This window comes from Actinopolyspora sp. BKK2 (assembly GCF_011291845.1).
In the GTDB taxonomy this organism is placed as follows: domain Bacteria; phylum Actinomycetota; class Actinomycetes; order Mycobacteriales; family Pseudonocardiaceae; genus Actinopolyspora; species Actinopolyspora saharensis.
The window spans coordinates 326546-352467 of the sequence record NZ_JAANTE010000004.1; the positions used below are offsets into that span (position 1 = coordinate 326546).

Sequence of the window (25922 nt, forward strand, 5' to 3'; positions counted from 1 at the left end):
CACAATGGACTACGACGTCATCGTTCTCGGCGAGGTGCTGCTCGAGGTCGGCACGTCCGCGGTGTTCCGGGACGGCGTCCAGGCGCGGTTGGGCTGCTCCGGTGACGCGCTCAACGCGGCTGCGGCAGCGGCCGCCGCCGGGGCGCGCGTCGGCCTGCTGACCAGGATCGGCGACGACGAGGTCGGCGAGGGGATCCTCGCGCGGGTCGAGGAGCTCGGCGTGGACACCGGCCTGATCGAGCGGACCGGGGGGCACAACGGCTGCTACCTGATGCGGGCCGATCCCGGTGGGACGCGGGGGTTCGCCTACATGCGGCGCGGCAGCGCCGCCAGCGGGTTGAGCCCGGACGACGTGCGGCGGGCCCGGCTCGGCGAACGCGCGCGCTTCGTGCTCACCAGCGGTATCACCGCAGCGCTGTCGGACACCGCCCGCGCTGCGGTGCTGGCCGCCAAGGAGGCGGCGGGACAGTTCGTCTACGACCCGAACCACCGGCCCGCGCTGGTCGGTGCGGAGGAAGCCGCCGCCACGTTGCGCGCCGTGGCGGACGGGGCGCGGCTGGTCACCCCGTCGCATCCGGGGGAGGCCTCCGCGCTGCTCGGGTGCGACACCCCGGAGGGCGCGGCCCGCGAGCTCCGCGCGCTCGGCGCGGAGGCGGTGGCCGTCACCCGCGGCGACGACGGGGTGCTGGTCGAGGAGGGCGCGCGGGACGGTTCGTGGAGCCTTCCGCCCGTGCCCGCGCCGAACGTGGTGGATCAGACGGGTGCCGGGGACGTCTTCGCCGGTACCGTGACCGCCCGGCTGGCTCTCGGGGACGAGCTCCCCGCGGCGGCAGGCCTGGCCACGGCCGCAGCTTCGCTGTCGGTCGGGGGACGTGGCGGTACCGGCGGGATCCCGACGATCGGGAGCACCCGCGAGCACCTGGCGACGAGTTCGGGGAGTGTGTCATGGGCAGGTTGAACCTGGAGAACCTCACCGCGGTCTCCCGGCGTTCCCGGGAGGGGATCGACCCGGACGAGCTCACCGTCGGAATCGTCCACTTCGGAGCGGGCAATTTCCACCGGGCGCACCAGGCCGTCTACACCGAGGACGCGATGCTGGCCACCGGTGAGACCGGTTGGGCGATCAGCGCGGTCACCCAGCGCGGTCCCGCCGTGCGCGACCGGCTGCACGACCAGGACGGGCTCTACACCGTGGTCACGCGGGACGAGTCGGGGGCGACGTACCGGGTGGTGCGCTCCGTCCGCGAGGTGCTGGACGGTCCGTCGGAGACGGAGACCGTGCTGGAGCGCATCGCCGATCCCGCGGTGACGGTGGTGACGCTCACGGTCACCGAGCACGCCTACCGGCTCCTGCCGGGAACGCGGCGGCTGGACACCGCCGATCCCGGTGTCCGGGCCGACGCCTCCGGGCAAGTTCCGTCCACAGTGGTGGGACGGCTCGTCGCGGGGCTCCGGGCCCGCCGCGCGGCTGGCGCGGGGCCGCTGGCCGTGGTCAGCTGCGACAACCTCGACGAGAACGGTCCGGTGCTGCACGCGGCGGTCCGCGATTTCTGCGCGCTGCTGCCGGACGGCGCCGAGCTGGCCGAGTGGGTCGAGCGGAACGTCACCTTTCCCGCGACGATGATCGATCGCATCGTGCCAGCCACCACCGAGGAGGACCTCGCCGAGGTGGAGGCCGAGCTGGGCGCGCGCGACGAGGCCGCGGTCGTGGCCGAACCGTTCATCCAGTGGGTGATCGAGGACGACTTCCCGGCGGCCCGGCCCGCCTGGGAGAAGGCGGGGGCCCTGCTGGTCGAGGACGTCCGGCCGTACGAGATGACCAAGCTGCGCACGCTCAACGCGTGCCACTCGCTGCTGGCCTACCTGGGTGCGCTGGCCGACGTCGGGACCATCGCCGAGACGATGTCGATCGCGGAGTTCGAGGCGGCGGCCAGGAAGCTGGCCGAGGAGGAGGTCGCCCCCACGCTGCCCGAGATCGCCGGTTTCGAGCACGGCGGCTACGTGGACACGGTGCTGCGCCGCTTCCGGAACCCGGCGCTGGCGCACACCACCCGGCAGGTCGCCTCGGACGGCTCGCTCAAGATCGGTCCGCGGTTGCTCGGGACCGTCGGCGACGCGCTGCGGCAGTCGGTCGCCCCGAGCACCGCGGCGCTGGCGATCGCGGCGTGGCTGCGCTGCGTGCTCGTGCGGCGCACCGACGGCGGGGAGACCTTGGAGGTGCGCGAGCCCACCGCCGAGCGGATCAGGGAGAGCGCCGGGCTCGACCCGCAAGCCCCCGGCACTGCCGGCAGTGCTGGCGGCACTGCCAGCGCAGGCAGTGAGGTCGTGCGGCCCGCGCTGGCCGCCGCGGGGGTCGACGAGGCGTTGCTGGACGACCGGCGGTTCCTGGCTCCGGTCGAGCAGCACTACGACGAGCTGGCCAGGAGCGGGGCGCGGGAGTCCGCGCGGAGCGTGGTCGCCGAGTAGCTCTCGGTCGACGGTCCTCCGCGGGCCTTCGCGAGTTTTGACCGCCCGGCGTGCTGCTGCGCGCCGGGCGGTTCTGCGTGGTGCGGCGGGTTCGGTCAGGCCCAGACGAGGTGGAGGGTGCGGCGGCAGGCCAGGCGTTGACGGGCGGTGGCAGCGTCGCGGAAGCCGAGGTGGAGAGTGCCCTCGGTGCCGATGAGGTCGGTGCGGTCCTCGTGGGCCATGCCCCAGTAGTGGATGACGGCGTCGTGGCGATCGCCGATCTCCTCGCACAGGGCGAACAGGCCGGGGGCGTTCTCGGTGACCACGCCCTGCAGTTGAGCCATGAACTCCTCGCGGGTGCCCAGCGGAGGCAGCTTGGGGTAGTGGAAGTGAGGGAAAGCGTCCGACTCGTTCACGATTACCTCCTCGGTTTAGTGATCGTGGTCACTGTCATTTTCAACGTAGGAATTTACTGTCGTCGATACTTCGATCGGGTGGAAGTACTCTTCGCGCTCACAGGCACACTGTTCGTGTCGTGAAACTAGGAGGCGAATCGTGGTGCAGTGGGATGATCCGGCGGCGCAGCGGTGGCTGCTCGGGGCGGAGCTGCGGCACTATCGGGAGTCCGCGGGGTTGCCAGCCTCCTCGGCCGCGCGGGAGATCGGCTGTACCAACGGCAAGATCAACCACGTGGAGAGTGGACGTAACCGTCCACAAGCTTCAGAGGTGGCCGCGCTGCTCGCGCTCTACGGGGCATCGGAAGCGGATTCGAGGAGATTGGAGAGCTTGGCCGCTTCTGAGGAGGGAAGAGCCTGGTGGACGCCGTGGTCCGATGTGATCCCGTCATGGTTCCAGCTGCTCGCTGGACTTGAGGGACGGGCTTCGCGCGAGTTCTTGTACGAGCCCATCTTCGTGCCTGGTCTGCTGCAAACCGAGGCCTACGCGCGAGCCGTGACGGAAGCTACCCCGAGGGTGCGTGCCGATCATGTGGACAGCTTCGTCGAGTTTCGCCGTGCTCGTGCGGCCCTGCTGACGGAGGAAGTCCCGCTGAGACTCACCGCTGTCATCGGCGAAGCCGCTCTGCGTCTGGATGTGGGTGACCCGGCCGTGCTGCGGGAGCAGTACCGCCACTTGCTCGAGCTGGGAAGGTTGGACCATGTGGACATACGTGTGCTCCGTCCTGAAGACGGCATTCACAGTGGGTTCACAGGTGCCTTCGCCGTTCTCGGGTTCGAGTGCGCGCACCCGGTCGGTTACGTCGAGCTCCAGGACGACGCCGTTTACGTCCATGATCCGGTCCGGATGCGTGGGTATTCTTCGGCCGCCGAGAACCTGCAGGATGTCGCTTTGACTGCACACGAGTCCGCACGGTTGATCGAGTCCTTCATCCATGACTGAAAGATAGGAGCGTGCCATGGATTCAGCGGCTACGCGTTGGAAGAGGAGCAGCTACAGCGGTGGTAACGGTAACTGCGTCGAGGTGGCGCTCGGTGACGAGGGAGTGTCGGTGCGGGATTCGAAGGAGCCCTTTGGTCCTGTGTTGACGGTTTCCCGGGGGCAGTGGGCTATGTTCGTGCGGAACACCAGGACCGCGCCGGGCCGGAGCGAGTAAGGCCGGTTTCGTTCGGGTGGACGCGTAGCTGGGGTGTGATTGGTGAGCAGGTGGTCGCGGTCGTTGGTGGCCGCTGGTGTCGGTGTGGCCTTGCTGGGGGTTGCCGGGTGTGGTCCCGGTGGTCTGGCCGGTGATGAGTCGGAAGGTGCTACCGAGGAGACCTCGGCTGCCAAGCCTTCCGAGGAGGTGTTGGCCGGGGTGGATCCGTGCAACGTCTTGTCGGATGCCGAGTTGAAATCCTTCGGGCTTGAGGTTCCGGGAGAGGTTACGAACAACCCTTCGTGGGCACCGGGATGTCAGTACCAGGGAGACCCCGTTGTTGCGAGCATTCGCAAGGAAACGCGCGACACGGTGGACTCTGCAGCGGAGAAGGACACGTGGGCTGAGTTTCGCCGTACTGAGGTGAACGGTCGGACTGCGGCCACGGCAGTGACCAAGGGAGCGACTCAGGCACGGCTCTGCAGCGCTCTGTTTGATGCAGGACGTGGCATGATCCAGATCCAAGCGCACGAAATCAGCAGCTCGGACTCACTCGACGAATGCGCCAAGGCGCTGGAGATTGCCAAGAAGGTCGAGCCGAACGTTCCGGAACCGGCGTGAGGCGCGCGGTTGTGCCGGGGTTTTCGCGGTGTGGCGCCGGTTCGTGGGGCCGGATCGAGTGATTGCGGGCTGTGCGGCGTTCCCGGCAGTCTCGAGCGGGGCGGTGGCATCGCCTCGGCGCGCTCGGAGGGTTCTCGTGGTGGCAGGCGAGCAGCACGGATGGCGGAAGTCCTCTCGCAGCATGAACCAGGGCGCTTGCGTCGAGGTGGCGCTCGATGACGAGGGAGTGTCGGTGCGGGACTCGAAGGACCCCGCCGGTGCGGTGTTGACCGTCGCTTCGCGACAGTGGGCGACGTTCGTGCGCCGGTTGAGGAACTGAGCTCTCCGGTACCGGAGTGGTTTTCGTCGGTTTGGCACACAGCGGCACCGGGGTGGCGCTACAGTGTGCGCGTCGGTGTTCCGGTGGGCCGTCATGACGAGTGCGGCGGGATTGCGAGGAGTGGCTGTGACCGTTGCTGGAGGGGCAGCTTCCGGGTTCGCGGAGGCGAGCGCTGCGCTGGGTGAGATCAGTAAGGAGAACTCCTGGATCGAGCAGCAGATCGCGGGTGGCGGGCTGAGCATGGAGCCTGCTGCCGCCGACAGCGCGGCCAAGGTGTACGAGGAGAAGGCCGAGAAGGTTCGAAGTCTTATCGACTCTGCTGTTGCTTTGCAGCAGGTCAAGGGGCTGGGTGACTATCCGTCGGGTCGGCAGTTGGCGAACAAGTTCTCCCAGAAGGCAACCAACGGTTCCACCGGGGCGGCGGACTTGTTGCGGCAGTTCCGGGACGAGTTGCTGCGCAAGGCGGATCTGTTCCGGCAGGCGAAGGAGAAGTACGTTGCCACCGACGAGCAGATCAGCAGTGACCTGAACAGGGGGAGCCAGCAGTGAGCAGGTGGTCGCGGTCCTTGGTGGCCGCTGGTGTCGGTGTGGCCTTGCTGGGGGTTGCCGGGTGTGGTCCCGGTGGTTTGGCCGGTGATGAGTCGGAAGGTGCTACCGAGGAGACCTCGGCTGCCAAGTCCTCGGAAGAGGTGTTGGCCGGGGTGGATCCGTGCGGCATGCTGTCCGACGAGGAGCTGAAGTCGTTCGGACTGGAGCTTCCAGGAGAAACTAAGAGTCCGCTGCCGTGGACGCCGGGTTGCTACTACGACGGCGATACCGTCTCGGTTTCCTTCAACAAGAACAAGCGCCAGACGGTGGATTCTGCGGCGAAGAAGGACACGTGGGCCAAGTTCGAGCGCGCTGAGGTGAACGGTCGTGCTGGGGCGACTGCGGTGACCGAGGGGGCTACCCAGGCAGAGACCTGCGACGCGATGTTCGACGCCGGGCAGGGCATGATCCAGATACGTGCCCAGGAAATCAGCCGTTCTGACAATCTCGACGAGTGCGCCAAGGCGCTGGAGATCGCCAAGAAGGTCGAGCCGAACGTTCCGGAACCGGCGTGAGGTGACGTCATGGGTGTGATGGGCTGGCTGGACGAGAAGCTCGGTGGAGTGGACGAGGCCGTCGGCAGCGCGGTGGACACCGCCACGGACGCCGTCGGTGACGCCGCCAACGCCACCTGGGGCGCGGTGAGCGAGGCCGCCGGGACGGTGCGCGACGAGGTCGGAAGCGTTCTCGGCTTCGACACGCGCGCCGAGAACGCCCAGCAGGAGCAGGCGGCGAAGGCCAAGGAGCAGGGTCAGCAGCTGCGCGAGGAGCTGGCCCAGCGCAACCAGCGGCTGGACGCCCCGGCCGGTTACGACCCCGCCTCGATCACGCAGCAGGAGAACTGGCAGTCCTACGACCACCGCCGGATCTACGACACCAATCAGAACACGCTGAGCCAGTCCGACGCGGCAGCCGTGGCCGAGGGGTGGCGCAACATCGGCAAGGAGCTGAGCTCCATCGGCGACGAGCTCGTCGAGGAAGCCACCAGGGCCATCGACAGCGGCTGGTCCGGCGAGGCGGCCGAGGCGGCCAAGCAGTCCGCGCAGCCCCTGGCCAAGTGGTCCCGCGGCAGCGGCGAGTGCTTCCAGCTGACCGGCAACAAGATCGAGGAGTCCGGTTCGGCGGCGGGCCAGGTCAAGGCGATGGTGCCCGAACCGCAGGACCACGACGTGAGCCAGACCGTGGTCAGCGGTATCGCCACCGGCGGTCTCGGGGCCGGTGCGGACGCCCTGCGGCAGATGCACGAGCGCCAGCAGGCCGAGCGCAAGGCCCAGGAGACCATGGACCGGGTGCTGGGGGCCACTTACCGCAATGTGGACACCACGGTCCCGGCCTACCGGCAGCTGGACGGCAAGAAGGCGCCGCCAGGGGACTCCAAGCCGGACGACCCGGGTACCGCGGGCATCCCGCCCGGAACGGGTCCCGGAGGTGGTACCGGCGGCTACTCCGGTGGAGGAGCGGGCACGGCCGGTTACCCCGGAGGTGGCTACCCCGGAGGAGGCTACTCGGGAGGCGGCCCCGGAACCGGGCAGGGCGGTGGTTCCGGCTGGGACGGCCAGTCGCAGCGGCCCGGCGGGAGCGGAACCGGAACGCTGCCCGGGGGAGGATCCGCGGTGCCGCCTTCGGGCAGCGAATCGGCCTGGGTAACGCCCCCGTCCGCGGGCGGGGCCGGAGCAGGCGCGGGTGGCCCCGGAGCCGGCGGTGCCGCCGGAGGCGCCGGCGCCGGCGGTGGCGCCGTCGCGGGCGGCTATGCCGGAGGCGGTCCGGGAGGAGCCGGAGCGGGCTCCGGCCTCGGACAGGGCGGTCGCTCCGGCACGGGCGCCGTCAAGAGCGGTGGCGGTCCGGCCGCGGGCGGCGGCGGAAGCGCGGCGAGTTCCGCCGGGCGCGGCGGCGCCGGACGTGCGCCCATGGGCATGGGCGCGGGCCAGGGCGGCCAGGGCGGTGAGGAAGAGGAGCACGAGCGTCCCAGCTGGCTGGAGGAGTGGGACGACGTGTGGTTCAACGACATGCCCAAAACCGCCCCGCCGGTCATCGAGTGAATCGCCACGATCGGCGGCTGCCCCGGCAGTGCCGCTCGGAGGGGCGGCCCTCGGGAGCGGATGCCCCACCTCGGGGGCGTTCCGCACGTCGACCGGCGAGACGCGGGCAAGACATCAGAAGACATCAGGTGCGGAGAGCTCCGCACGGAACAAAAAAGGGGAGAAAGTTGGCCGTCGCGGGTCGTTGGCAGTTGCACCCGCTGCACCTGTACTTCGTGCACGGTTATCTCGGGCTGGACGACCTGGCTCTTCCGCTGGAGGTGGCGCCCTACACCCACACGCAGCAGGAGTTCGCCGAAGTGGGCAAACGCGAGTACGAGGCGATGAGTGCGCAGGGGCTGATCGTCGGCGACGAGATCGAGCCGAGCCTGGCCCGGATGCTGACGGTGCTGGCCAAGCCCTACCTGTGGGTGGACTCGCTGTGGGTCCCCCAGGTCGGTGAGCCACACGTCTGGCGGACCATCGCAGCGGTCACCGAGGGCAGCAGGATCGTCCTCGGTGTCCAACCACCCGGTGAGACCGAGCGCTACGGCGGGCCCCTGACCATCGAGCTGCACGAAGGGGTGAGCCTGTCCCAGGCGCTGCTGCCGACGCTGCCCGCGGCCCCACCGGGCAAGCAGGGGCCGGTGAAGGTGCCCGCCAGCTTCTTCCCCAAGGAGGACGGCGAGCAGGAGCAGGCCCAGCGGGGTTTCCTGGAGCGGGCAGCGCCGTCGCGGGGCAGCGCCACCAGCGGGGACCGCCAGCTGGAGATGTACCGAGCCATCGGAGGTGCCGAGCACCTGCGGGCGGGGCAGCTCGCGGCCAACGCCCGCGACCGCAACGGGCGCACCCACCGCTCGACCGTGGTGCGCTGGTTCGACAACGCCGAACCCGACGGGCGCTACCTCGACCACACCGAGCGCGGCAGCACCGGCGAACCCGTGCACGCGCTCAGCCCGGCCGACGCCAGGGTGCTCGGCAACAAGATCGAGGAGCTGATCACCACCGTTCGGTGAGTCTCGGCCGGGAACGCGGCAGGAGCGCGGGCTCCCGCAGCGGGGAGCCCGCGAGAGGCTCCGCCAGGCGCGCACGCGCGCGGACCGAGCTGCCGACCCTCCACTAAGGGAGGAGGTCGTTGAGGAACTCGGTGGCCTGCCGGTAGTTCTCGTAGGCCTCGGGATCGTCCGGACCGCCCGCCTCGAGCATCTCCTCGTAGGCCCGGGCCTGGGCGGACATGGCGTTGTGCACCAGCAGGGCCTGCTGGCGGAACTCGTCGAGCGCGGCCCGCAGCGTCTCGCTGCCCGTGCCGAGCTCGTCCAGCTCGTCCAGCGCGGGATGCTGCTGCGGGTGCATCCGCTCGGCCAGCAGCAGCCAACCCGCAGAATGGCTGCGCAGCGTCTCGACGACGCCGGGCTCCTCCCCGCCGTTCCCGCCGTCCACATCGCCCCCGCCCGACGCGGAGCCGTCCCGATCCTCGTGCTCGCCGGCCTCGTCCATGACCCGATCCTGCCACGAGAATTCCGCACCGCCGGAAGTCGTTCTTGGGGACGAGCGGGCACGGGCCCCGCATCCCAGCGCCGGATCACCCTCCGGAACCTCCGACCGGGTGTCCGTCGGGAGTGTGAAGCGCAGTTGTCAACAGCGGTGCGGTGTGTGGCACGGCCCCTCCCGCGTGCGATGACCGGCCGGTAGGGTCTGGCGCATGGCGGCGCCCGCGTTGCTCGCTACCAGCGATCTGCACGTCTCCCACCGGGACAACCGCCCGGTGCTGGACACGATCAGGCCTCACACCGACGAGGACTGGCTCATCGTGGCCGGAGACGTCGCCGAGAAGACGGACACGATCCGTTGGGCCCTCGAACTGCTGCGCGAGCGGTTCGCCAAGGTCATCTGGGTCCCCGGCAACCACGAACTGTGGACCCCGGCCGACGACGAGGTGCCCGCGCGCGGCGTCGAGCGCTACGAACACCTGGTGCGGATGTGCCGCGAGCTGGACGTGACCACCCCCGAGGACCCCTACCCGGTGTGGCGGGACGCCGAGCGGGAGGTCGTGATCGCCCCGCTGTTCGTGCTCTACGACTACAGCTTCCGCGCCCCCGGCACCACCGCCGAGGAAGCCCTGGCACACGCCCACGAGACCAGGGTGGTGTGCACCGACGAGGTGCTGCTGCACCACGATCCGCACGACTCGCGGACGGCGTGGTGCCACGACCGGGTGAGGCGAACCCTGCCCCGGTTGGAGGCCATCCCCGCGGACCTGCCGACCGTGCTGGTCTCGCACTGGCCGCTGCACCCCGCCCCCACCAGACGGCTGCACTACCCGCAGTTCGGCATCTGGTGCGGCACCGAGCTCACCGCCGACTGGCACCTGCGGTTCCGCGCGCTGGCCGAGGTCCACGGTCACCTGCACATCCCGGTGACCGACCGGATCGACGGGGTGCCCTTCGAGGAGGTCTCGCTCGGTTACCCGCGGGAGTGGCGCAGACGCGGAGGCCCCGGGAACCCGCTGCACAGCATCCTGCCGCCCGCGGACGAGCGAACCTTCGAGGAACTGGTGAGGGCCCACCGGTGATCGAGCGAATCCTGCCGGGGGAGGTGGTCTCCTCCGAGACGTTCGGCGACGATCCGCGGGCCCGGCTGCTGCCGGAGGAGGAGCCGGTCGTCGCCAGGGCCGTGCACAAGCGCAGGCGGGAGTTCACCGTGGCCCGCGGCTGCGCGCGTCGCGCGCTGGCCGGGCTCGGCCACGGCGAGGTCGCCGTCCCCAGTGGAACGAACCGGGAACCGCTCTGGCCGGAGGGCGTGGTCGGCAGCATCACGCACTGCACCGGTTACTGCGCCTCCGCCGTCGCGCGGGAGGGCGCGGTGCGCTCGCTGGGCATCGACGCCGAGACCGACGGCGAGCTGCCCCCGGGAGTGCTCGAGCAGGTGACCGTCGAGGGGGAGCGGGAGCTGCTGGCGCGGCTGCCCGCGGACCGGAACTGGGACCGCCTGCTGTTCAGCGCGAAGGAGAGCGTGTACAAGGCGTGGTTCCCGTTGACCGGCCGCTGGCTCGGCTTCACCGACGCGTTCGTGAGCTTCGACCCCGACGGAGGGTTCCGCGCGGAGCTGACCGTCCCCGCCGCAACCGCGCACGGGACGCTGACGGGGTTCACCGGCGGCTCAGTGTCCGAGGCCGGACTCGTGGCCACGGCGGTGGTCGTCCGCACCGGTGAGCTCGACCAGGCAACCAGCTGAAGACGAAAGGCGATCGACCATGACGACAACCACGGCTGACCTCGCCGACCGCGACGGAAACGAGGTGCGCAGCTGCGACCTGCAGCTGCTTCGCTTCGGCACCAGCCAGGTCTTCTCCGGACCGATCCGCACGGTGCGGTGCTTCCAGGACAACGCGCTGCTCAAGAAGACGCTGTCCGAACCCGGCGAGGGGGCGGTGCTCGTCGTCGACGGCGCGGGATCGGTGCACACGGCGCTGGTGGGCGACCTCATCGCCGAGCTCGGCAGGTCCAACGGTTGGAGCGGGATCGTGGTCAACGGCGCGATCCGCGACTCCGCCGTCATCGACGGGATGGAGTTCGGCGTCAGGGCGCTGGGCACGAACCCGCGCAAGAGCTCCAAGAGCGGTGCGGGCGAGGCGGACGTGACCGTGGAGTTCGGCGGGATCAGCTTCGCGCCCGGCGAGTACCTGCTCAGTGATCACGACGGGGTGGTGGTCAGCAGCACCCCGATCGAATAGTGACGCGTCTCCGGCCGAGCGCGAAACCGTCAAGAATCGTGCGGGTGCGACCGGAGGCGGGATCTCGCGGCGAAGGACTCGCGGGCACCGGAACGCGAGCACCACCTGGCTCACCGGCTCCGGAGCCCGGCCCGCGGTCGTCGCTCCGCCGACGACCGCGGGCCCGGAGGGCGGTCAGGACGCCGTCCGCACCGGAGCCGGTCCGCAGCGGACGGCGTCCTGAGAGGCGGTGTCCCGAGGGGCGATGCCCCCGGCGGGCGGCATCACGGAGGGGTGATGCCCTGCTCCGGCGTGGCCGGGGCGGTCACCGCCGCCGAATCGGCAGCGGCCTGCCGGTCCAGCAGCCACAGCGTCCGCTCCCTGCCCCGGGCACCGGCCGCGGGAATGTCGACCGCGTGCGCACCGTCCAGCGCCCGCGACACGGCCTCGGCCTTGCCCGCGCCACCGGTCATCAACCACACCTCGGCGGCGGAGCCGATCGCGGGCAGCGTCAGCGAGATCCGCTCCGCGGGAGGCTTCGGGCAGTCGTGCACCCCGACGACCACGTGCTCGGTGTCCCGCACGTACGGAGTGGCCGGGAACAGCGAGGCGGTGTGCCCCTCCTCGCCGACACCCAGCATCAGCACGTCGAACCGGGGAACCGGCCTGTCCGAGCCGGCCTCGGCGAGCGCGCCCAGCACCTCGGCGTAGTGCTCGGCCGCCGCGTCCACATCGGAACCGAACCGGCCGTCCGAGGGGGCCATCGGGTGGACCCGGCGCGGATCGACCGGGACGTGATCCAGCAGCGCCTCGCGCGCCTGGGTCTCGTTGCGCTCACCGTCCCCTTCGGGGAGGAAGCGCTCGTCGCCCCAGAACACGTTCACCGCGGACCAGTCCACGGCCGCGTTGGCAGGCGACTCCCGCACCTTGCGCAGCACCCCGATGCCCGTGCCGCCGCCGGTCAGCACGATCGAGGCGACGCCCCGGGCGCGCTGGGCGTCCACGATCCTGGTGATCAGCCGCGCGGCTGCGGCCGCGGTCAGCACGTCCGCGTCGGAGTGCACCATGACTTCGTCGTTGCTCATGACTGCTGCCCCGCCGATACCGGTTCGGAACCCTCGGTGCTCTCCTCCGAGTCCTGGCGGACGACCTCGGAGAGCCCGCGCAGGGTGCTCTCGTAGATCTCGTCCGGTCCCAGCCTGCGCAGCTCCTCGGCCAGGCAGTCCCGCACGGCGCGACGCTCCAGCGCCACTCTGCGGTCGGGCTGCCCCGGCTGGGTGAGGTAGCCGATCCTGCCGTCCGGGCGGACCACCTCGACGTTGCCGCTCGGGCGTTCCAGCACCGCGGAGACGATCCCCGGCCCCGCCTGGCTCACCTTCCGGTGAACCGGGATGTCCAGGCTGGAGGCGAGCCAGCCCGCCAGCAGGTCGGTGGACGGGGAGTCGGCCTCGCCGGAGACCGTGGCGCCGCGGATCGGTTCGAACGGTGGCTGGTCCAGGGCCGCGGCGAGCAGGGCCCGCCACGAGGTCAGCCTGCTCCAGGCCAGATCGGTGTCACCGTTCACGTAGGACCTGGCCCTGGCCCCGAGCGCGTCGATCGGGTCGGGCTCCGCGGCGGCGTCGGTGATCCTGCGGTGGGCCAGCGCCCCGACCGGATCCTCGGCGGGGTACTCGGGCGAGTCGTTGGGCCACCAGGCCACCACCGGGGCGTCCGGGAGCAGCAGCGGCACGACGGAGGCGGCGCCCTCCTCGGCCAGTTCGCCGTACACCCGCAGGACCACGACCTCGGAAGCGCCCGCGTCGCCGCCGATGCGGATCTGCGCGTCGAGCCTGGCCGCGGCCTGCCGGACGCCCTTGGCGACCACGATCACCCGGGCCGGGTGCTCCCGGCTCGCCTCGTTGGCGGCCTGGATGGCCTGCTCGGTCTCCGAGCTGTCGTCGGTGACGATGACCAGTGTCAGCACCCTGCCGAGTGCTACGGCACCACCGGACTCCCGCAGCTCGACCATCTTCTTGTTGACCTGCGAAGTGGTGGTGGAGGGCAGATCGACGATCACGGTCGCCTCCAGACGCGTCCAGTGCGGGCCAGCATCGACTCCGCCGACGGTGGCCCCCAGCTTCCTGCCTTGTACTTCTCCGGATACCCGTGCTTGGCCCAGTGGTTCAGCACCGGGTCGAGGATCTGCCAGGACAGCTCCACTTCCTCGTTCACGGGGAACAGCGAGGGCTCGCCGAGCAGCACGTCCAGCAGCAGCCGCTCGTAGGCCTCGGGCGAGGACTCGGTGAAGGCGTGTCCGTAGCCGAAGTCCATCGTCACGTCGCGCACCTCCATCGAGGTGCCCGGAACCTTGGCCCCGAACCGCATGGTCACGCCCTCGTCCGGCTGCACCCGGATCACCAGCGCGTTCTGACCGAGCTCCTCGGTCATGGTGTCGTCGAACGGCAGGTGGGGCGCGCGCTTGAACACCACGGCGATCTCGGTGACCCGCCTGCCGAGCCGCTTGCCGGTGCGCAGGTAGAACGGCACCCCGGCCCAGCGGCGGTTCTCGATCTCCAGGGTGATCGCCGCGAAGGTCTCCGTCTTGGAGTCGGAGGCGAAACCGCCCTCCTCGTGCAGCCCGGGAACCTGCTGGCCGCCCTGCCAGCCGCCGGTGTACTGGCCGCGCGCCGTGGTCTGGTCGAACGGCCCGACCGGCTTGGTGGCCGAGAGCACCTTGCTCTTCTCCGTGCGCAGGTCACCGGGGGAGAACGAGAGCGGTTCCTCCATGGCGGTCAGCGCGAGCAGCTGGAGCAGGTGGTTCTGGATCACGTCGCGGGCGGCGCCGATCCCGTCGTAGTAGCCCGCGCGACCGCCGAGCCCGATGTCCTCGGACATGGTGATCTGCACGTGGTCGACGTAGTGGGCGTTCCACAGCGGTTCGAACAGCTGGTTGGCGAAGCGCAGCGCGAGGATGTTCTGCACCGTCTCCTTGCCGAGGTAGTGGTCGATGCGGAACACCGAGTCCTCGGGGAAGACCTCGTTGACGGTCCGGTTCAGCTCCTTCGCGCTCTCCAGGTCGTGCCCGAAGGGCTTCTCGATCACGACCCGGCGCCACTTGTCCTCGCTCTGCTCGGCCAGCCCCGACTGGGAGAGGTTGGTCAGCACGGTCTGGAACGCCCCCGGCGGGACCGAGAGGTAGAAGGCGTGGTTGCCTCCGGTGCCGCGCTCCTCGTCGAGCTCCTTGATCGTCTGGCTCAGCCGCTCGAACGTGCCCGGGTCGTCGAAGCTGCCGGGAACGAAGCGGATGCCCTCGGCGAGCCGGTCCCAGACGGCCTGGTGGAAGGGCGTGCGGGCGTTCTCCTTGACCGCCTCGTAGACGACGTCGCCGAAGTCCTGGTTCTCCCACTCCCGCCGGGCCACTCCGGTGAGGGCGAAGCCCGGGGGCAGCAGCCCCCGGTTGGACAGATCGTAGATGGCCGGCATCAGTTTCTTGCGCGACAGGTCGCCGGTTACCCCGAAAATGGTCAGACCGGCCGGTCCCGCGATGCGCGGCAACCGCTTGTCCCTGGGGTCGCGCAGTGGATTGTGCTCAGGGGAGCTCACGTCTCGTCCTTTCCTGCTAGATCCGCGCCTCAGCCGGCCGCACGCAAATCCTGCACCGCCTTGACCAGTTCCACCAGTCCGGCGGCGCGGTCGGTCAGGTGCAGGCGGAGCACCGGGCGGTTCTGCTGCGCGAGGACCTGGCCGTCCCCGAGCGCCTGCGCGCGCTGCAGACCGGCCAGGGTGTAGGGACGTCCGGGCACATCCAGGTCCGAGCCGGGATCGCCCGTCACCTGGAGGAAGACCCCGTTCTGGTGTCCGCCCTTGTGGTACTGACCGGTGGAGTGCAGAAAGCGCGGCCCCCAGCCGAAGGTCGTCTGCAGACCGCTGCGCCGGGCCAGCTCGGAGCGCAGCACGCTGATCGAGGCGTCGTCGAGCCGGTCCAGGTAGGCCTGCACGGCCAGGTAGCCACTGCTCGGGGCCGCCGTGATCAGGGCCCGCAGCGCCTCGGCAACCGTCCCGACCCCGGGGGAGAGCCAGTCACCCGAGGGGTGGACCTCGATCGAGCCGTCCACCACGGCGGGGGTGGCGATCGGTCCGCCCGCCGGGCCGTCCAGCAGGCTGCGCGCGGCCTCCTTGGCCGCTTCGACGTCGGGCTGGTCGAACGGGTTGATCCCGATCAGCCTGCCCGCCAGCGCAGTGGCGAACTCCCACAGCAGCATCATCCCGCCGAGCGGCCCCTGGGTGCTGATCGCGGCGGTTCCGTCCGGCGGGCCGATGGCGACCGGGGTGGCGTCCCCGCCCGCCGTGGCGAAGCCGGAGGCCTCCACGTTCTCCACCGGGACGGGCAGCAGCCCGGTCCCGGACTTGCCGGTGGACTCGGCGATCAGCTGTTCGACCCAGTCGCTGAAGCCGACGATCCCGGATCCGCTGTCGGCGAAGACGACCTTCTCCGCGCCGTTACCGTGGGCGGCGGCCAGTGCGGCGGAGAGCCGGACAGCGGGATTGGACTCGTCGTCGGAGGCGAGAGCGGGGTAGGCGGCCGCGGCGTCGTCGAGCAGTCCGGCGATGTCGGCCCCGGCCAGTCCGGCGGGGACCAGGCCGAAGGCGCTCAGCGCGGAGTAGCGTCCCCCGACGTTCGGGTCGGCCGCGAAGACCTTGCGGTAGCCGGACTCCTCGGCCAGCTCCTGCAGCGGCGAGCCGGGATCGGTCACCACGATCATGCGGCGAGCGGGATCGATGCCCTCCTCGGAGAAGGCCTTCTCGAAGATCCGCCGGTGGCAGTCGGTCTCGACCGTGGTCCCCGATTTGGAGGAGACCACCACGACCGTGCGGTCCAGCTCGCCCTCCAGGGCGTCGGCGACCTGGCCCGGATCCGTCGTGTCGAGCACGACCATGGAGGTCTCCGCGGTCGCGGTGATGACCTCGGGGGCCAGCGAGGAGCCGCCCATGCCGGCGAGCACCACGCGGTGCAGGCCCTCCTCGTGCAGTTCCGCGCGCAGTGCGTCGATCTCGGCGAGCAGTCCGCGGGACGTCTCGTGCAGCGTGGTCCACGACAGCCGAGCGGCCGCCTCCTGCTCGGCGTCCGCTCCCCAGAGCGTCGGATCTCCGGCGGCGAGCTTGCTCGCGGCCCGGTCGTTGACCAGCCGCTGGACCAGGGGCTCGGCCTCCCGTGCCAGCGAAGGATCGGCGATCTCGGCCGAGGTTTCAGTCGTCATAGGGTTCCTTCGCGTTCGATCCTCAACACATGACGAAAAGGTGCACACGTTGACAGGCGGCCGCCGGTTCCTCCGACCGGGCGGCCGCCTGCGTCCGGGCGGTGGCCCGTCCGGGGCCCGCGGACCCCGGACGGATCAGCCGCTGTTACCGAGCCTGTTCGAGCTGCTGCGAGACCGTCTGGAGCAGCTCCTCCCAGGACTTCTCGAACTTCTCCACGCCCTCGCGCTCGAGGACGGCGTACACGTCGTCCAGGTCGACTCCCGCAGCGGAGAGGGAGTCGAAGACCTCCTGGGACGCCGCGGCCGTGCCACGAACCGTGTCACCCACGATGTTGCCGTGATCGGCGGTCGCGTACAACGTGGACTCGGGCATGGTGTTGACCGTGTGCGGGGCCACCAGCTCGTCCACGTAACGGGTGTCGGAGTAGGCGGGCTCCTTGACCCCGGTGGACGCCCAGAGCGGACGCTGCCGGTTGGCGCCGGCCTGCTCCAGGGCCTGCCAACGCGATCCGGTGAAGGTCTCCTCGTAGGCGGAGTAGGCCAGCCGGGCGTTGGCGATGGCGGCCTTGCCGTACAGGTGCTCGGGAGCGCCCATGGCCTTCAGCCGCTTGTCGATCTCCGAGTCGACCCTGGAGACGAAGAACGAGGCCACGGAGTGGATCTGACCGAGGTCGTGACCGTTCTCCTTGGCCCGCTCCAGGCCCGTCATGAACGCGTCCATGACCTCCCGGTAGCGCTGCACCGAGAAGATCAGCGTCACGTTGACGCTCACGCCCTCGGCGAGCGTGCGGGTGATGGCGGGCAGCCCCTCCGGCGTCGCCGGGATCTTGACGAACATGTTCGGCCGGTCCACGGCCTTGGCCAGCTCCAGGGCCTCGGTGACCGTGCCCTCGGTGTCGTGCGCCAGCCGGGGGTCGACCTCGAGCGAGATCCTGCCGTCCTCGCCGCCGGTGGCCTTGTGCACGTCGCGGAAGACGTCGGCGGCCTCCCGGATGTCCCTGGTCGTGAGTTCGCGGACGGCCTCGTCCACGCCTGCGCCGCGGGCGGCGAGCTCGTTGATCTGCTCGCGGTAGTCCTCCGCGTTGGACATGGCGCTCGCGAAGATCGTGGGGTTACTGGTCACCCCGACGAGGTTGTAGTCCCTGATCAGCTCGGCGAGGTTGCCGGAGTTGATCCGTTGCCTGGACAGGTCGTCCAGCCAGACGGCCACACCGGCGTCGCTGAGCGCCTGCAGGTTGCTGTTGCCGCTCACTAGTTACCTCCGTCGTTCGCAGCATTGCGGGTCGGTGGGCGTGCGCCCGTGGGCTCAGCCGGAGCGCACGCTGCTCAGGCTCCGCCGCGCGGCCGCGACCACGGCGTCCGTCGTGATGCCGAACTCGTTGAACAACGTCTTGTAGTCGGCCGAAGCGCCGAAGTGCTCCAGCGAGACGATCTCACCGTTGTCGCCGGCGAAGCGGTGCCAGGACTGGGCGATGCCCGCCTCGACGAAGACCCGCGCGCGCACCGAGGACGGCAGCACCTGCTCGCGGTAGTCGTCCTCCTGCGCGTCGAACCACTCGACGCACGGCATCGACACCACACGAGTGGCAACGCCCTCGGCTTCCAGAATCTTCCTGGCCTCCACTGCCAACTGCACCTCGGAACCGGTCGCTGTGAGCACCAGTTCGGGGGTACCCGAGGAGGCCTCGGCCAACACGTAGCCGCCCCGGGCGACTCCAGCGCGGTCGGTGCCCTCCAGCGTCGGAACGCCCTGGCGGGTCAGCGCCAGTCCGGCGGGGCCGTCGGTCTTCTCCAGCACGGCCTTCCACGCGGCCGCCGTCTCGTTGGAGTCGGCGGGGCGAACCACGGACAGGCCCGGGATGCCGCGCAGGCTGGCCAGCTGCTCGATCGGCTGGTGGGTCGGGCCGTCCTCGCCGAGGCCGATCGAGTCGTGCGTCCACACGTAGATGGTGGGCACGCTCATCAGCGCGGCCAGGCGCACCGCGGGCCGCATGTAGTCGGAGAAGATCAGGAAGGTGCCGCCGTAGGGACGGGTTCCCCCGTGCAGCGCGATGCCGTTGAGCAGCGATCCCATGGCGTGCTCCCGGACACCGAAGTGCAGCGTGCGCCCGTAGGGCTGGGCGGGGAACATGCCCGTGGAGATGCTCTCGGGGCCGAAGGAGTCGGCGCCCTTCATCGTGGTGTTGTTGCTCTCGGCGAGGTCGGAGGAACCGCCCCAGAGCTCGGGCAGCACGTCCTTGAGGTTGGCCAGCACCTCGGCGGAGGCCTTGCGGGTGGCGATGCCCTTCCCGTCGGCCTCCCAGGTCGGCAGCGCGTCCGTCCAGCCCTCGGGCAGCTGCCTGGCGCTGATCCGGTCGAGCAGCGCCTTGCGCTGCGGGTTCTCATCGGCCCACGCGTCGAAGGCGATCTGCCACTTCTCGTGGGAGGCCCTGCCGCGCTCGGCGACCGAGCGGGTGTGGGCCAGCACCTCCTCGGAGACCTCGAAGGACTTCTCGGGGTCGAAGCCGAGGGCCTTCTTGACCTCGGCGACCTCCTCGGCGCCCAGCGCGGCGCCGTGCGCCTTGCCGCTGTTCATCTTGTTCGGCGCCGGGTAGCCGATCACGGTGCGCAGCACGATCATGCTCGGCCGGTCGGTCTCGGCGCGGGCGGCCTCGACGGCGTCCAGGAAGCCCTGCACGTCCTCACCGCCGTCGACGGTGACCACGTGCCAGCCGTACGCCTCGTAACGCTTGGCCGTGTCCTCGGACAGGGCGATGTGCGTGTCGTCCTCGATGGAGATCTCGTTGGCGTCGTAGATCACCGTGAGGTTGCCCAACTGCTGGGTGCCTGCCAGCGAGGAGGCCTCGGAGGTCACGCCCTCCTCGATGTCGCCGTCGGAGGCGAGCACGTAGATCTGGTGATCGAAGGCGCTCTCGCCCGGCTCGGCGTCCGGGTCGAACAGGCCGCGTTCGCGCCGGGCGGCCATCGCCATGCCGACCGCGTTGGCCAGCCCCTGGCCGAGCGGTCCGGTCGTGGTCTCCACGCCGGTGGTGTGGCCGTACTCCGGGTGCCCCGGGGTGGCCGAGCCCCAGGTGCGCAGGCCCTTGATGTCGTCCAGCTCCAGTCCGTAGCCGGACAGGTAGAGCTGCAGGTACAGGGTCAGGCTCGAGTGCCCGGCCGACAGCACGAAGCGGTCCCGGCCGATCCAGCTCGCGTCGTTGGGGTCGTGCCGCAGCACTCGTTGGAACAGTGCGTACACGGCAGGAGCCAGACTCATCGCGGTGCCGGGGTGGCCACTGCCGCACTTCTCGACGGCGTCCGCCGCCAGAACGCGGATCGTGTCCACGGCGCGCTGGTCCAGCTCGGTCCAGTCTTCGGGAACTCGTTTGGTTGTCAAACGGGCAAGGTCGTCTGTGACGGACACTCCTCGCGGCTCCAGTTTCCCTCGTGCGGTGAATCCGGTCGAACTTGACCGATTCGTTCCGCTGTTATCCCTCGTCCAACTTGCAGCGTAATCGTGCTGGATCCGGCGTGTCGCGGCCCGTCCGGTTCCGGTGGGCGATGTTCGGCGTGGCGTTGGCGACACGACCCGCCGTCGAACTCGCTCCGTGATCGAAGCGACTTGTCGCGGTTACCGAGCGAGGTGAGGATCACTTCCGGGGGATGGACTCGCCGCCCGCGAGCGGGGACGATCGGATCGTCCCGGAATGGGGGGATCGTCGTTCCGGCGGGCGCTCGAACGAATGGGGGAGAACCGTGGCCGGAGCACTCAGCCGCGGACAACGCGACGCGCTGTACGAGCTGGTCGCCGCCGGCGAGCTCACCGAGCAGCAGGCGCGGGCCGCCGTCGAGGCCGTCGAGGCGGAGGGCCGAGCGCGCGACTCCGCCAGGGCGCGCAACGTGCTCGTGGAGATCGCGGGCTACCTCGGCGCCGCGCTGATGCTCGTCGGCGGGCTCGTGCTCGTCTCGGGACTGCACGACACGCTGGCCAGGCCGGCCCGAGTGGGCGTCATGGTGGGGCTGACGATCGTGTTCGCGCTGATCGGCGCTTACCTGGGCGGTGGCGGGCGCGGGCTGCGCGAGCGGGCGCGTGATCCCGGGGTGCGGGCACGGATCGTGGCCACGCTGTTCGCGCTCGCCGCGCTCACCGCGGGCACGGCCGTCGGGATCGGCACTCCGGACCAGGGCACGCTGCTGCCCGCCGTGGGGACCGCTCTGGTGGTCGCGCTGCTCGGCTATCTCGCGCTGCCCGCGGTTCCGGGCCTGCTGGCCGTGGCGATCGCGGCGGTGGCGGTCGTGCGGGAGTTCGCGAACCTGTGGGTGGGCCCCGAGTACAGCCCCTACCACGACGGGACGTTCCTCTCCGCGCACAACATCACCGCGCTGGCGCTGCTGGCCCTCGGGATCGTCTGGACCGCGCTCGCGCTGCGCGGGCTCTTCGTCGCGCCGCGGCTCGCGCTCGCGCTGCGCGGGCTCTTCGTCGCGCCGCGGCTCGCGCTCGCGCTGGGTGTGATCATCCTGCTGCTCGGCGCCCACTGGCCGCTGGGCGGCAGTTACGAGCTGTGGAGCTATCCGGTCCTGGCGCTGGTCGCGATGGCGTTGCTGGCCGGTTTCGCGCGGCGCCGGGATCCCGTGCTGCTCGTCGGCGGACTGATCGGCGCGATGCTGCTCGTGGGCGAGGGGCTGTCCGATCTGGTGGACAGCGACCTGCTCGGCGCGCTGATCGTGGTGGTGCTCGGTGCGGTGCTGCTGTTCGGCGGGGCCGTCGGGATGCGGCGCGCCAAGCGCGGAGGCGGGGTCGAGCGCGACACCTCGGGGAGGGCGGGACACCAGCGGTGACCCGCATCCCGGGACCGGGGCGGTGGTTCGGGCTCAGGAGGGATCTTTTTCGCGGGCGGCGTTGATCGGATTTTCGAGCTGCACCGCCGATTCGGTCCGCGCGCACGATTCCGCGTGCTTTCTCGCGCTGCCGCGCCGCACGGCGTAGAACACCATTCCCGCCGCGACCAGCAAACCGAGTACGACCCAGCCCACGGTTCCGAGAACGCTCTCGGCCTGTTCCAGCGAGGCGCGGGCCAGGGCTCCCGCGCAGACGTAAACCGTCGCCCACAGCGCGGCTGCGGTCAGCGAGGCGGGCAGGAAGCGGCGGTAGCGGAGCCCGGAGACGCCCGCCGCTGCGGGGGCGAAGGTCCGCACCACGGGAACCAGCCTGGTCAGGAAGATCGCGACCGCTCCGCTCCTGTCGATCGCGCCCATGGCCTGGTCCCAGCGCGACACGCCCATGCGGTGGACCACCGAGGTGTTCCGCAGGGCGGGGCCGTAGCGTCTGCCCAGCAGATAGCTGACGTGGTCCCCGGCGGATCCCGTGATCGTGACCACGAGCAGCAGCGCGCCGAGCAGCGCTCCGTTGTCCACGGAGGCGCTGGCCACCAGCACCAGCGTCTCCCCCGGCAGCACCATCCCGATTCCGATACCGGATTCCGCGAATGCCATGGCTCCGGCGACGAGGAGGATCAGCCCGGCCGGTAGGGCCGAGAGCGTGTCCAACGTGTCGGAAACCAACGACATGCGTCCGCTCCTGAATCGAGATCGTCGCGCCGGAACTGCCGCCGCGATCATACACAGCGCAGCGCGTGGTTTTCGGAGATGCGCGCTGCGCTCGCGCCATTCTGCGCGATTTCGCGGGGGAACGCCTTCGGAGGGAAACTCCGCTCGCCGCCGGAAGCGGCGGCGGGAATCGCGATACGACGTCGGGAATCGGGTACTAGTGATTTTTCGGGTATGTCGAATTCGACATTTCCGCTGCGCGCTCCGCCCGCCGCGTCCGTGCTCGCTCGACCACGGGACGGAACGGACGGAGCGTCGTTGCCCGAGATGCCCCGCATCCGGGGCCTGCCCGCGTGACGGGCACGTGGCCCGTCACGCGAAGCGCCGCGGTGACCTCCGTCAGCTCCGGGTCGGAAGTGGTTCCCGTGGCCCGGCCGTCTCCGCGGACTGCTCCGGCAGCAGGTGGGATCCGGAGCGATCGGTGGTCACGCACAACGAGCACACGACGTCGTCGTGGTTGGGGCAGGCCAGCATGTCCGGTCGCTCGAAGTCCTGTTCGCAGACGTGGCAGCGGTACAGCGTGTCCACCGGAGCGCCCGCGGAGTCGAAACGCGGTTCCGCGATCCCGTCGTCGCTGCGGCGCAGGTAGAACCTGCCCCGCGTGATCAGCGCGACGATCGGGGGTGCGAGCGCGGCGACGAGCACGGCGACGATGGGGGAGTAGGGCGCCACGCCGGGGCCGAAGGCACCGAAGTACACGGCGATGGACAGGCCGCTGGAGGCGAGGAACGAGACCACCCCCACCGGGTTGACGGGGTGCAGCATCCCCCTGCGGTACTCGGGAACGCGCGGGGAGAGCCGCAGCACGTGCTTGTTCAGCACGATGTCCGAGGCCACCGTCACCACCCACGCCATGGCGGTGTTGGCGTAGAAGCTCAGCACCGAGTCGAGGAAGGCGAACATGTTCGCCTCCATAAGCACGAGGGCCACGGCCAGGTTCCCGAGGACGAAGACGGTGCGCCCGGGATAGCGCTTCGTCAGGCGGGTGGCCGAATTGGTCCAGGTCAGCGATCCGGAGTAGGCGTTGGTGACGTTGATCTTGAGCTGGCTCACCACGACCAGGACCACCGCGAGCGGAACCGCCAGCCAGGCAGGCGCGAACAGCTCGTAGACCCCGAGGAACTGCCGCACCGGTTCGGTGACCTCGGTGCCGGCCAGCCCGAGGACGAAGAACGCGAGGAAGGCCCCGGTGGCCTGTTTGAGCGCGCCCGGAATCACCCAACCGGGGCCTGCGGCGATGACCGAGAGCCACCACCCGCGCGAGTTCTCCGGGGTGCGGGTGGGCATGAAGCGCAGGTAGTCGACCTGCTCGCCGATCTGGGCCATCAGCGACAGCGCCACGCCCGCGCCGAGGAAGACGGCGGCCGCGCTGACCTCACCCGCGCCCTCGTTCCCGGAGAAGGCCAGCCACTCCCCGACGGAGCCGGGGTCGCTCACCACCAGGTAACCGACGGGGGCCACCATGAGCAGCAGCCACACCGGCGTGGTCCAGACCTGCAGCTTGCTCAGCGCGGACATGCCGTAGATCACCAGGGGGATCACGACCAGGGTGGTGATCAGGTAGCCCAGCCACAGCGGAACGCCGAGCCCCAGCCACAGCCCCTGGGCCATGATCGCGCCCTCGGTGGCGAAGAAGATGAACGTGAAGCTGCCGAAGACGATCGCGGTCAGCACCGATCCGTAGTAGCCGAAGCCGGATCCCCTGGTGACCAGGTCCAGGTCGATGTTGTACCTGGCGCAGTAGTAGGCGATCGGCAACCCCGTGGTGAAGATGATCAGAGCCGCCACCGCGATCCCCAGCAGGGCGTTGATCGTTCCGTGCGCGAGGCCGATCCCGGCGCCGATCGAGAAGTCGGCCAGGTAGGCGATTCCGCCGAGGGCGGTGGTCGCCACCACCGGTGGGCTCCAGCGACGGTACCGGCGCGGGGCGAACCGCAGGGTGTAGTCCTCCAGCGTCTCGTCGCTCTTGGCGCCCGCGTGCTCCGCGCCGTTCGCCGTTCGCCGAGTTGTCAATGGCACGCTCCTTCCGGCTGCTCGTCGGCAGCGGGCCGGGAAACGCCGAGCGCGTGCTGCTGGACGCGCGGGCTCCGGCCCCGTTGATCGATGCCGGGAGAGTCTGCGCGCTCGTGGTTACCCGCTCGCTTCCGGAAGGTTTCCGTCGTGTTCCGCTTCCGGTAGTCGCGGTGCGTGCGTGGCTCGCTCGCGGGAGTGAGCTCTACGTCGGCTGTTCACGCGGGAATTACGCGCCCGAAAAGTGAGTGGGGTTCACTGGGTGGTGATCGTCGATTCGACCTCGGGAGGAAGCGATGCGCACGGTCCTCGAACAGATGGGCGGGGAAGGCGTCGTGAGCGACGTCGTCACCCGGTTCTACGAGAAGGCACTGTCCGAACCGAGGCTGGCCGGTTACTTCCACGGCACGAACATCCACCTGCTGCGGGAGCACCAGACGCGGTTGTTCACCGCGGCGCTGCGCGGCGAGCCCGCTCCCACCGGCCGGGAGGATTCGAGCACCGACCCCGGAATCCACTACGACGAGTACGGCCTGGTCATCGGCTGCCTGGCCGATGCGCTGCGGGACAGCGCGGTCTCGGAGGACTCGTTGTCCGAGATCCTGTTCGCCGTGGCTCCGCTGGCCAGGGACGTGATCACCGTTCCCGCGGTGACCCGGTGAGCACCGGCCACCGGCGCCGGTGACGGCAGGCACCGCGGGACTGCGGCTCTTCGCTCAGCCGAACCGAGGTTCAGGGTTTCAGCAGCAGCTTGCCCGTGGTGCGCCTGCCCTCCAGGTCCTCGTGGGCCCGGCTCGCCTCGTCCAGCTCGTAGTCGCCCCCGATCCGGATGTTGAGCTCACCGCGCGAGATCATGTCGAACAGCTCGCCGGTCCGCCAGTCCAGCTCGGCCCGGTCGAGCATGTGGTGCGCCAGCGTGGGGCGGGTCAGAAACAGCGATCCCGCGGAGTTGAGCCGCTGGGGATCGAACGGGGGGACCGGTCCGCTCGCGGCGCCGAACAGCGCCAGCGTCCCCCTGGGGCGCAGGCAGGCCAGGCTCGCCTCGAAAGTGTCCGCGCCGACCCCGTCGTAGACCACGTGCACGCCTCGACCGCCGGTGGCCTCCCGCACTCCCTCGGCGACCTCCCGCTCGGTGTAGCGGATGATCTCGCCGGCCCCGGCCTCCCGCGCGAGCTGTTCCTTCTCCCGGGTGGAGACCGTTCCGATCACGGTTCCGCCGCGCCGCGTGATCCACTGGGTCAGCAGCAGGCCCATGCCCCCGGCGGCGGCGTGCACCAGCGCGACGGTTCCCGGCCCGACCACGTGCGTGGAGGAGATCAGGTAGTGCGCCGTCAGCCCCTGCAGCATGGCGGCGGCGGCCGTGCGGCTGTCCAGCGCGGCGGGCAGTTTCACCGCCTTCTCCGCGGGGACCGCTGCGCGCTCGGCGTAACTGCCGGGGGACATCGCCCAGGCCACCCGGTCGCCCACCGCGAATCCCGTCACCCCGGATCCGACCGCGGCCACGGTGCCCGCGCCCTCGGAACCGGGCACGTGGGGCAGCGAGACCGAGTACTTGCCGCTGCGCTGGTAGGTGTCGATGAAGTTCACACCGCAGGCCGTGGTGTCCACCAGCAGGTCGTTCGGTCCGGTCTCGGGCTCGGCGACCTCGGTGGTGCGCAGGACCTCGGGGCCGCCGTGTTCCGCGATACGGACAGCGCGCATTGGAAAAACCTCCCGGTCGAGCAGCCTACGATGCGTGCGCGGACGGACGTTCGCGGCCGTCGATCATGCCACGTCCCGCTCACCGCGGCCCGCG

The 25922-nt window shown here is 70.4% G+C and carries 26 protein-coding genes; 15 read left to right on the plus strand and 11 right to left on the minus strand.

Features of this window, described 5'->3' with window-relative positions; all coding sequences use genetic code 11:
* Positions 1 to 4 precede the first annotated feature (4 nt).
* Entirely contained in the window at positions 5 to 958 is a 954-nt protein-coding gene (locus G9Q41_RS11075) for a PfkB family carbohydrate kinase (protein WP_165632755.1), read from the plus strand.
* Positions 946 to 2466 carry a mannitol dehydrogenase family protein gene (locus G9Q41_RS11080; protein ID WP_165632589.1) on the plus strand — a complete coding sequence of 507 codons (1521 nt, stop codon included), beginning with the start codon at positions 946 to 948 and terminating at the stop codon, positions 2464 to 2466. The genes G9Q41_RS11075 and G9Q41_RS11080 overlap by 13 nt, the downstream gene beginning before the upstream one ends.
* Before the next feature lie 95 nt (positions 2467 to 2561).
* Here the strand turns inward: G9Q41_RS11080 and G9Q41_RS11085 are convergent, their stop codons facing one another.
* On the minus strand, positions 2562 to 2861 hold the full coding sequence (locus G9Q41_RS11085) for a hypothetical protein (RefSeq protein WP_165632588.1): 300 nt from the start codon (positions 2859 to 2861) through the stop codon (positions 2562 to 2564).
* A gap of 139 nt (positions 2862 to 3000) precedes the next feature.
* Here G9Q41_RS11085 and G9Q41_RS11090 point away from each other — a divergent pair, with 139 nt between their 5' ends.
* The 8 genes from G9Q41_RS11090 (at position 3001) to G9Q41_RS11125 (ending at position 8598) form a co-directional block, all read left to right on the plus strand.
* Positions 3001 to 3843: a helix-turn-helix transcriptional regulator gene (locus tag G9Q41_RS11090; protein ID WP_165632587.1), complete on the plus strand. Its 843-nt coding sequence runs from the start codon at positions 3001 to 3003 to the stop codon at positions 3841 to 3843.
* A 16-nt stretch (positions 3844 to 3859) separates the two neighbouring features.
* The gene (locus G9Q41_RS11095; RefSeq protein ID WP_165632586.1) at positions 3860 to 4057 is read left to right on the plus strand and encodes a DUF397 domain-containing protein; all 198 of its coding nucleotides are present in this window, start codon (positions 3860 to 3862) and stop codon (positions 4055 to 4057) included.
* A gap of 84 nt (positions 4058 to 4141) precedes the next feature.
* Positions 4142 to 4657: a DUF3558 domain-containing protein gene (locus G9Q41_RS11100; protein WP_347567520.1), complete on the plus strand. Its 516-nt coding sequence runs from the start codon at positions 4142 to 4144 to the stop codon at positions 4655 to 4657.
* A 136-nt stretch (positions 4658 to 4793) separates the two neighbouring features.
* Positions 4794 to 4976, plus strand: coding sequence for a DUF397 domain-containing protein (locus G9Q41_RS11105; protein WP_165632585.1), 183 nt, complete (start codon positions 4794 to 4796; stop codon positions 4974 to 4976).
* Positions 4977 to 5102: 126 nt separating this feature from the next.
* Positions 5103 to 5525: a hypothetical protein gene (locus tag G9Q41_RS11110; RefSeq protein ID WP_165632470.1), complete on the plus strand. Its 423-nt coding sequence runs from the start codon at positions 5103 to 5105 to the stop codon at positions 5523 to 5525.
* The gene (locus G9Q41_RS11115) at positions 5522 to 6079 is read left to right on the plus strand and encodes a DUF3558 domain-containing protein (protein ID WP_347567519.1); all 558 of its coding nucleotides are present in this window, start codon (positions 5522 to 5524) and stop codon (positions 6077 to 6079) included. The genes G9Q41_RS11110 and G9Q41_RS11115 overlap by 4 nt, the downstream gene beginning before the upstream one ends.
* 9 nt (positions 6080 to 6088) lie before the next feature.
* Positions 6089 to 7603: a hypothetical protein gene (locus G9Q41_RS11120; protein WP_207630933.1), complete on the plus strand. Its 1515-nt coding sequence runs from the start codon at positions 6089 to 6091 to the stop codon at positions 7601 to 7603.
* Positions 7604 to 7770: 167 nt separating this feature from the next.
* Positions 7771 to 8598, plus strand: a complete 828-nt coding sequence (locus G9Q41_RS11125) for an ESX secretion-associated protein EspG (RefSeq protein ID WP_165632584.1) — start codon at positions 7771 to 7773, stop codon at positions 8596 to 8598.
* A 103-nt stretch (positions 8599 to 8701) separates the two neighbouring features.
* Here G9Q41_RS11125 and G9Q41_RS11130 read toward each other — a convergent pair whose 3' ends face one another.
* Entirely contained in the window at positions 8702 to 9079 is a 378-nt protein-coding gene (locus G9Q41_RS11130) for a hypothetical protein (protein WP_165632583.1), read from the minus strand.
* Positions 9080 to 9284: 205 nt separating this feature from the next.
* Here G9Q41_RS11130 and G9Q41_RS11135 point away from each other — a divergent pair, with 205 nt between their 5' ends.
* The 3 genes from G9Q41_RS11135 to rraA are packed head-to-tail and all read left to right on the plus strand — an operon-like array spanning position 9285 to position 11315.
* Positions 9285 to 10154: a metallophosphoesterase gene (locus G9Q41_RS11135; RefSeq protein ID WP_165632582.1), complete on the plus strand. Its 870-nt coding sequence runs from the start codon at positions 9285 to 9287 to the stop codon at positions 10152 to 10154.
* On the plus strand, positions 10151 to 10816 hold the full coding sequence (locus G9Q41_RS11140; RefSeq protein ID WP_165632581.1) for a 4'-phosphopantetheinyl transferase superfamily protein: 666 nt from the start codon (positions 10151 to 10153) through the stop codon (positions 10814 to 10816). Before G9Q41_RS11135 ends, G9Q41_RS11140 begins: the two co-directional genes overlap by 4 nt.
* A gap of 19 nt (positions 10817 to 10835) precedes the next feature.
* Positions 10836 to 11315: a ribonuclease E activity regulator RraA gene (gene rraA / locus G9Q41_RS11145; RefSeq protein WP_165632580.1), complete on the plus strand. Its 480-nt coding sequence runs from the start codon at positions 10836 to 10838 to the stop codon at positions 11313 to 11315.
* A 263-nt stretch (positions 11316 to 11578) separates the two neighbouring features.
* Here the strand turns inward: rraA and pgl are convergent, their stop codons facing one another.
* From pgl to tkt, 6 genes are all read right to left on the minus strand, one after another.
* Positions 11579 to 12379, minus strand: coding sequence for a 6-phosphogluconolactonase (pgl, locus tag G9Q41_RS11150; RefSeq protein ID WP_165632579.1), 801 nt, complete (start codon positions 12377 to 12379; stop codon positions 11579 to 11581).
* Entirely contained in the window at positions 12376 to 13350 is a 975-nt protein-coding gene (gene opcA / locus G9Q41_RS11155; RefSeq protein ID WP_092520534.1) for a glucose-6-phosphate dehydrogenase assembly protein OpcA, read from the minus strand. Before opcA ends, pgl begins: the two co-directional genes overlap by 4 nt.
* Positions 13347 to 14876, minus strand: coding sequence for a glucose-6-phosphate dehydrogenase (gene zwf / locus G9Q41_RS11160; protein WP_092520537.1), 1530 nt, complete (start codon positions 14874 to 14876; stop codon positions 13347 to 13349). Before zwf ends, opcA begins: the two co-directional genes overlap by 4 nt.
* 29 nt (positions 14877 to 14905) lie before the next feature.
* Complete coding sequence (locus tag G9Q41_RS11165; RefSeq protein ID WP_092520539.1) at positions 14906 to 16531, minus strand: glucose-6-phosphate isomerase; 1626 nt, start codon at positions 16529 to 16531, stop codon at positions 14906 to 14908.
* A gap of 145 nt (positions 16532 to 16676) precedes the next feature.
* Positions 16677 to 17783 carry a transaldolase gene (tal, locus tag G9Q41_RS11170; RefSeq protein WP_165632578.1) on the minus strand — a complete coding sequence of 369 codons (1107 nt, stop codon included), beginning with the start codon at positions 17781 to 17783 and terminating at the stop codon, positions 16677 to 16679.
* A 54-nt stretch (positions 17784 to 17837) separates the two neighbouring features.
* Entirely contained in the window at positions 17838 to 19907 is a 2070-nt protein-coding gene (tkt, locus tag G9Q41_RS11175) for a transketolase (protein ID WP_165632577.1), read from the minus strand.
* Between the two features lie 359 nt (positions 19908 to 20266).
* Between tkt and G9Q41_RS11180 the strand changes: the two genes are divergently transcribed.
* Positions 20267 to 21349 carry a DUF2157 domain-containing protein gene (locus G9Q41_RS11180; RefSeq protein ID WP_165632576.1) on the plus strand — a complete coding sequence of 361 codons (1083 nt, stop codon included), beginning with the start codon at positions 20267 to 20269 and terminating at the stop codon, positions 21347 to 21349.
* 33 nt (positions 21350 to 21382) lie between these two features.
* Here G9Q41_RS11180 and G9Q41_RS11185 read toward each other — a convergent pair whose 3' ends face one another.
* Both G9Q41_RS11185 and G9Q41_RS11190 read right to left on the minus strand, forming a co-directional pair.
* A complete protein-coding gene (locus G9Q41_RS11185; protein WP_165632575.1) occupies positions 21383 to 22078 on the minus strand; it encodes a DedA family protein in 696 nt (231 codons plus the stop codon).
* 378 nt (positions 22079 to 22456) lie between these two features.
* Positions 22457 to 24130, minus strand: a complete 1674-nt coding sequence (locus tag G9Q41_RS11190) for an allantoin permease (protein WP_165632574.1) — start codon at positions 24128 to 24130, stop codon at positions 22457 to 22459.
* A gap of 293 nt (positions 24131 to 24423) precedes the next feature.
* Between G9Q41_RS11190 and G9Q41_RS11195 the strand changes: the two genes are divergently transcribed.
* Entirely contained in the window at positions 24424 to 24789 is a 366-nt protein-coding gene (locus G9Q41_RS11195; protein ID WP_165632573.1) for a group 1 truncated hemoglobin, read from the plus strand.
* A gap of 70 nt (positions 24790 to 24859) precedes the next feature.
* Here the strand turns inward: G9Q41_RS11195 and G9Q41_RS11200 are convergent, their stop codons facing one another.
* Entirely contained in the window at positions 24860 to 25828 is a 969-nt protein-coding gene (locus tag G9Q41_RS11200) for a quinone oxidoreductase (protein ID WP_165632572.1), read from the minus strand.
* Between the last annotated feature and the right edge of the window lie 94 nt (positions 25829 to 25922).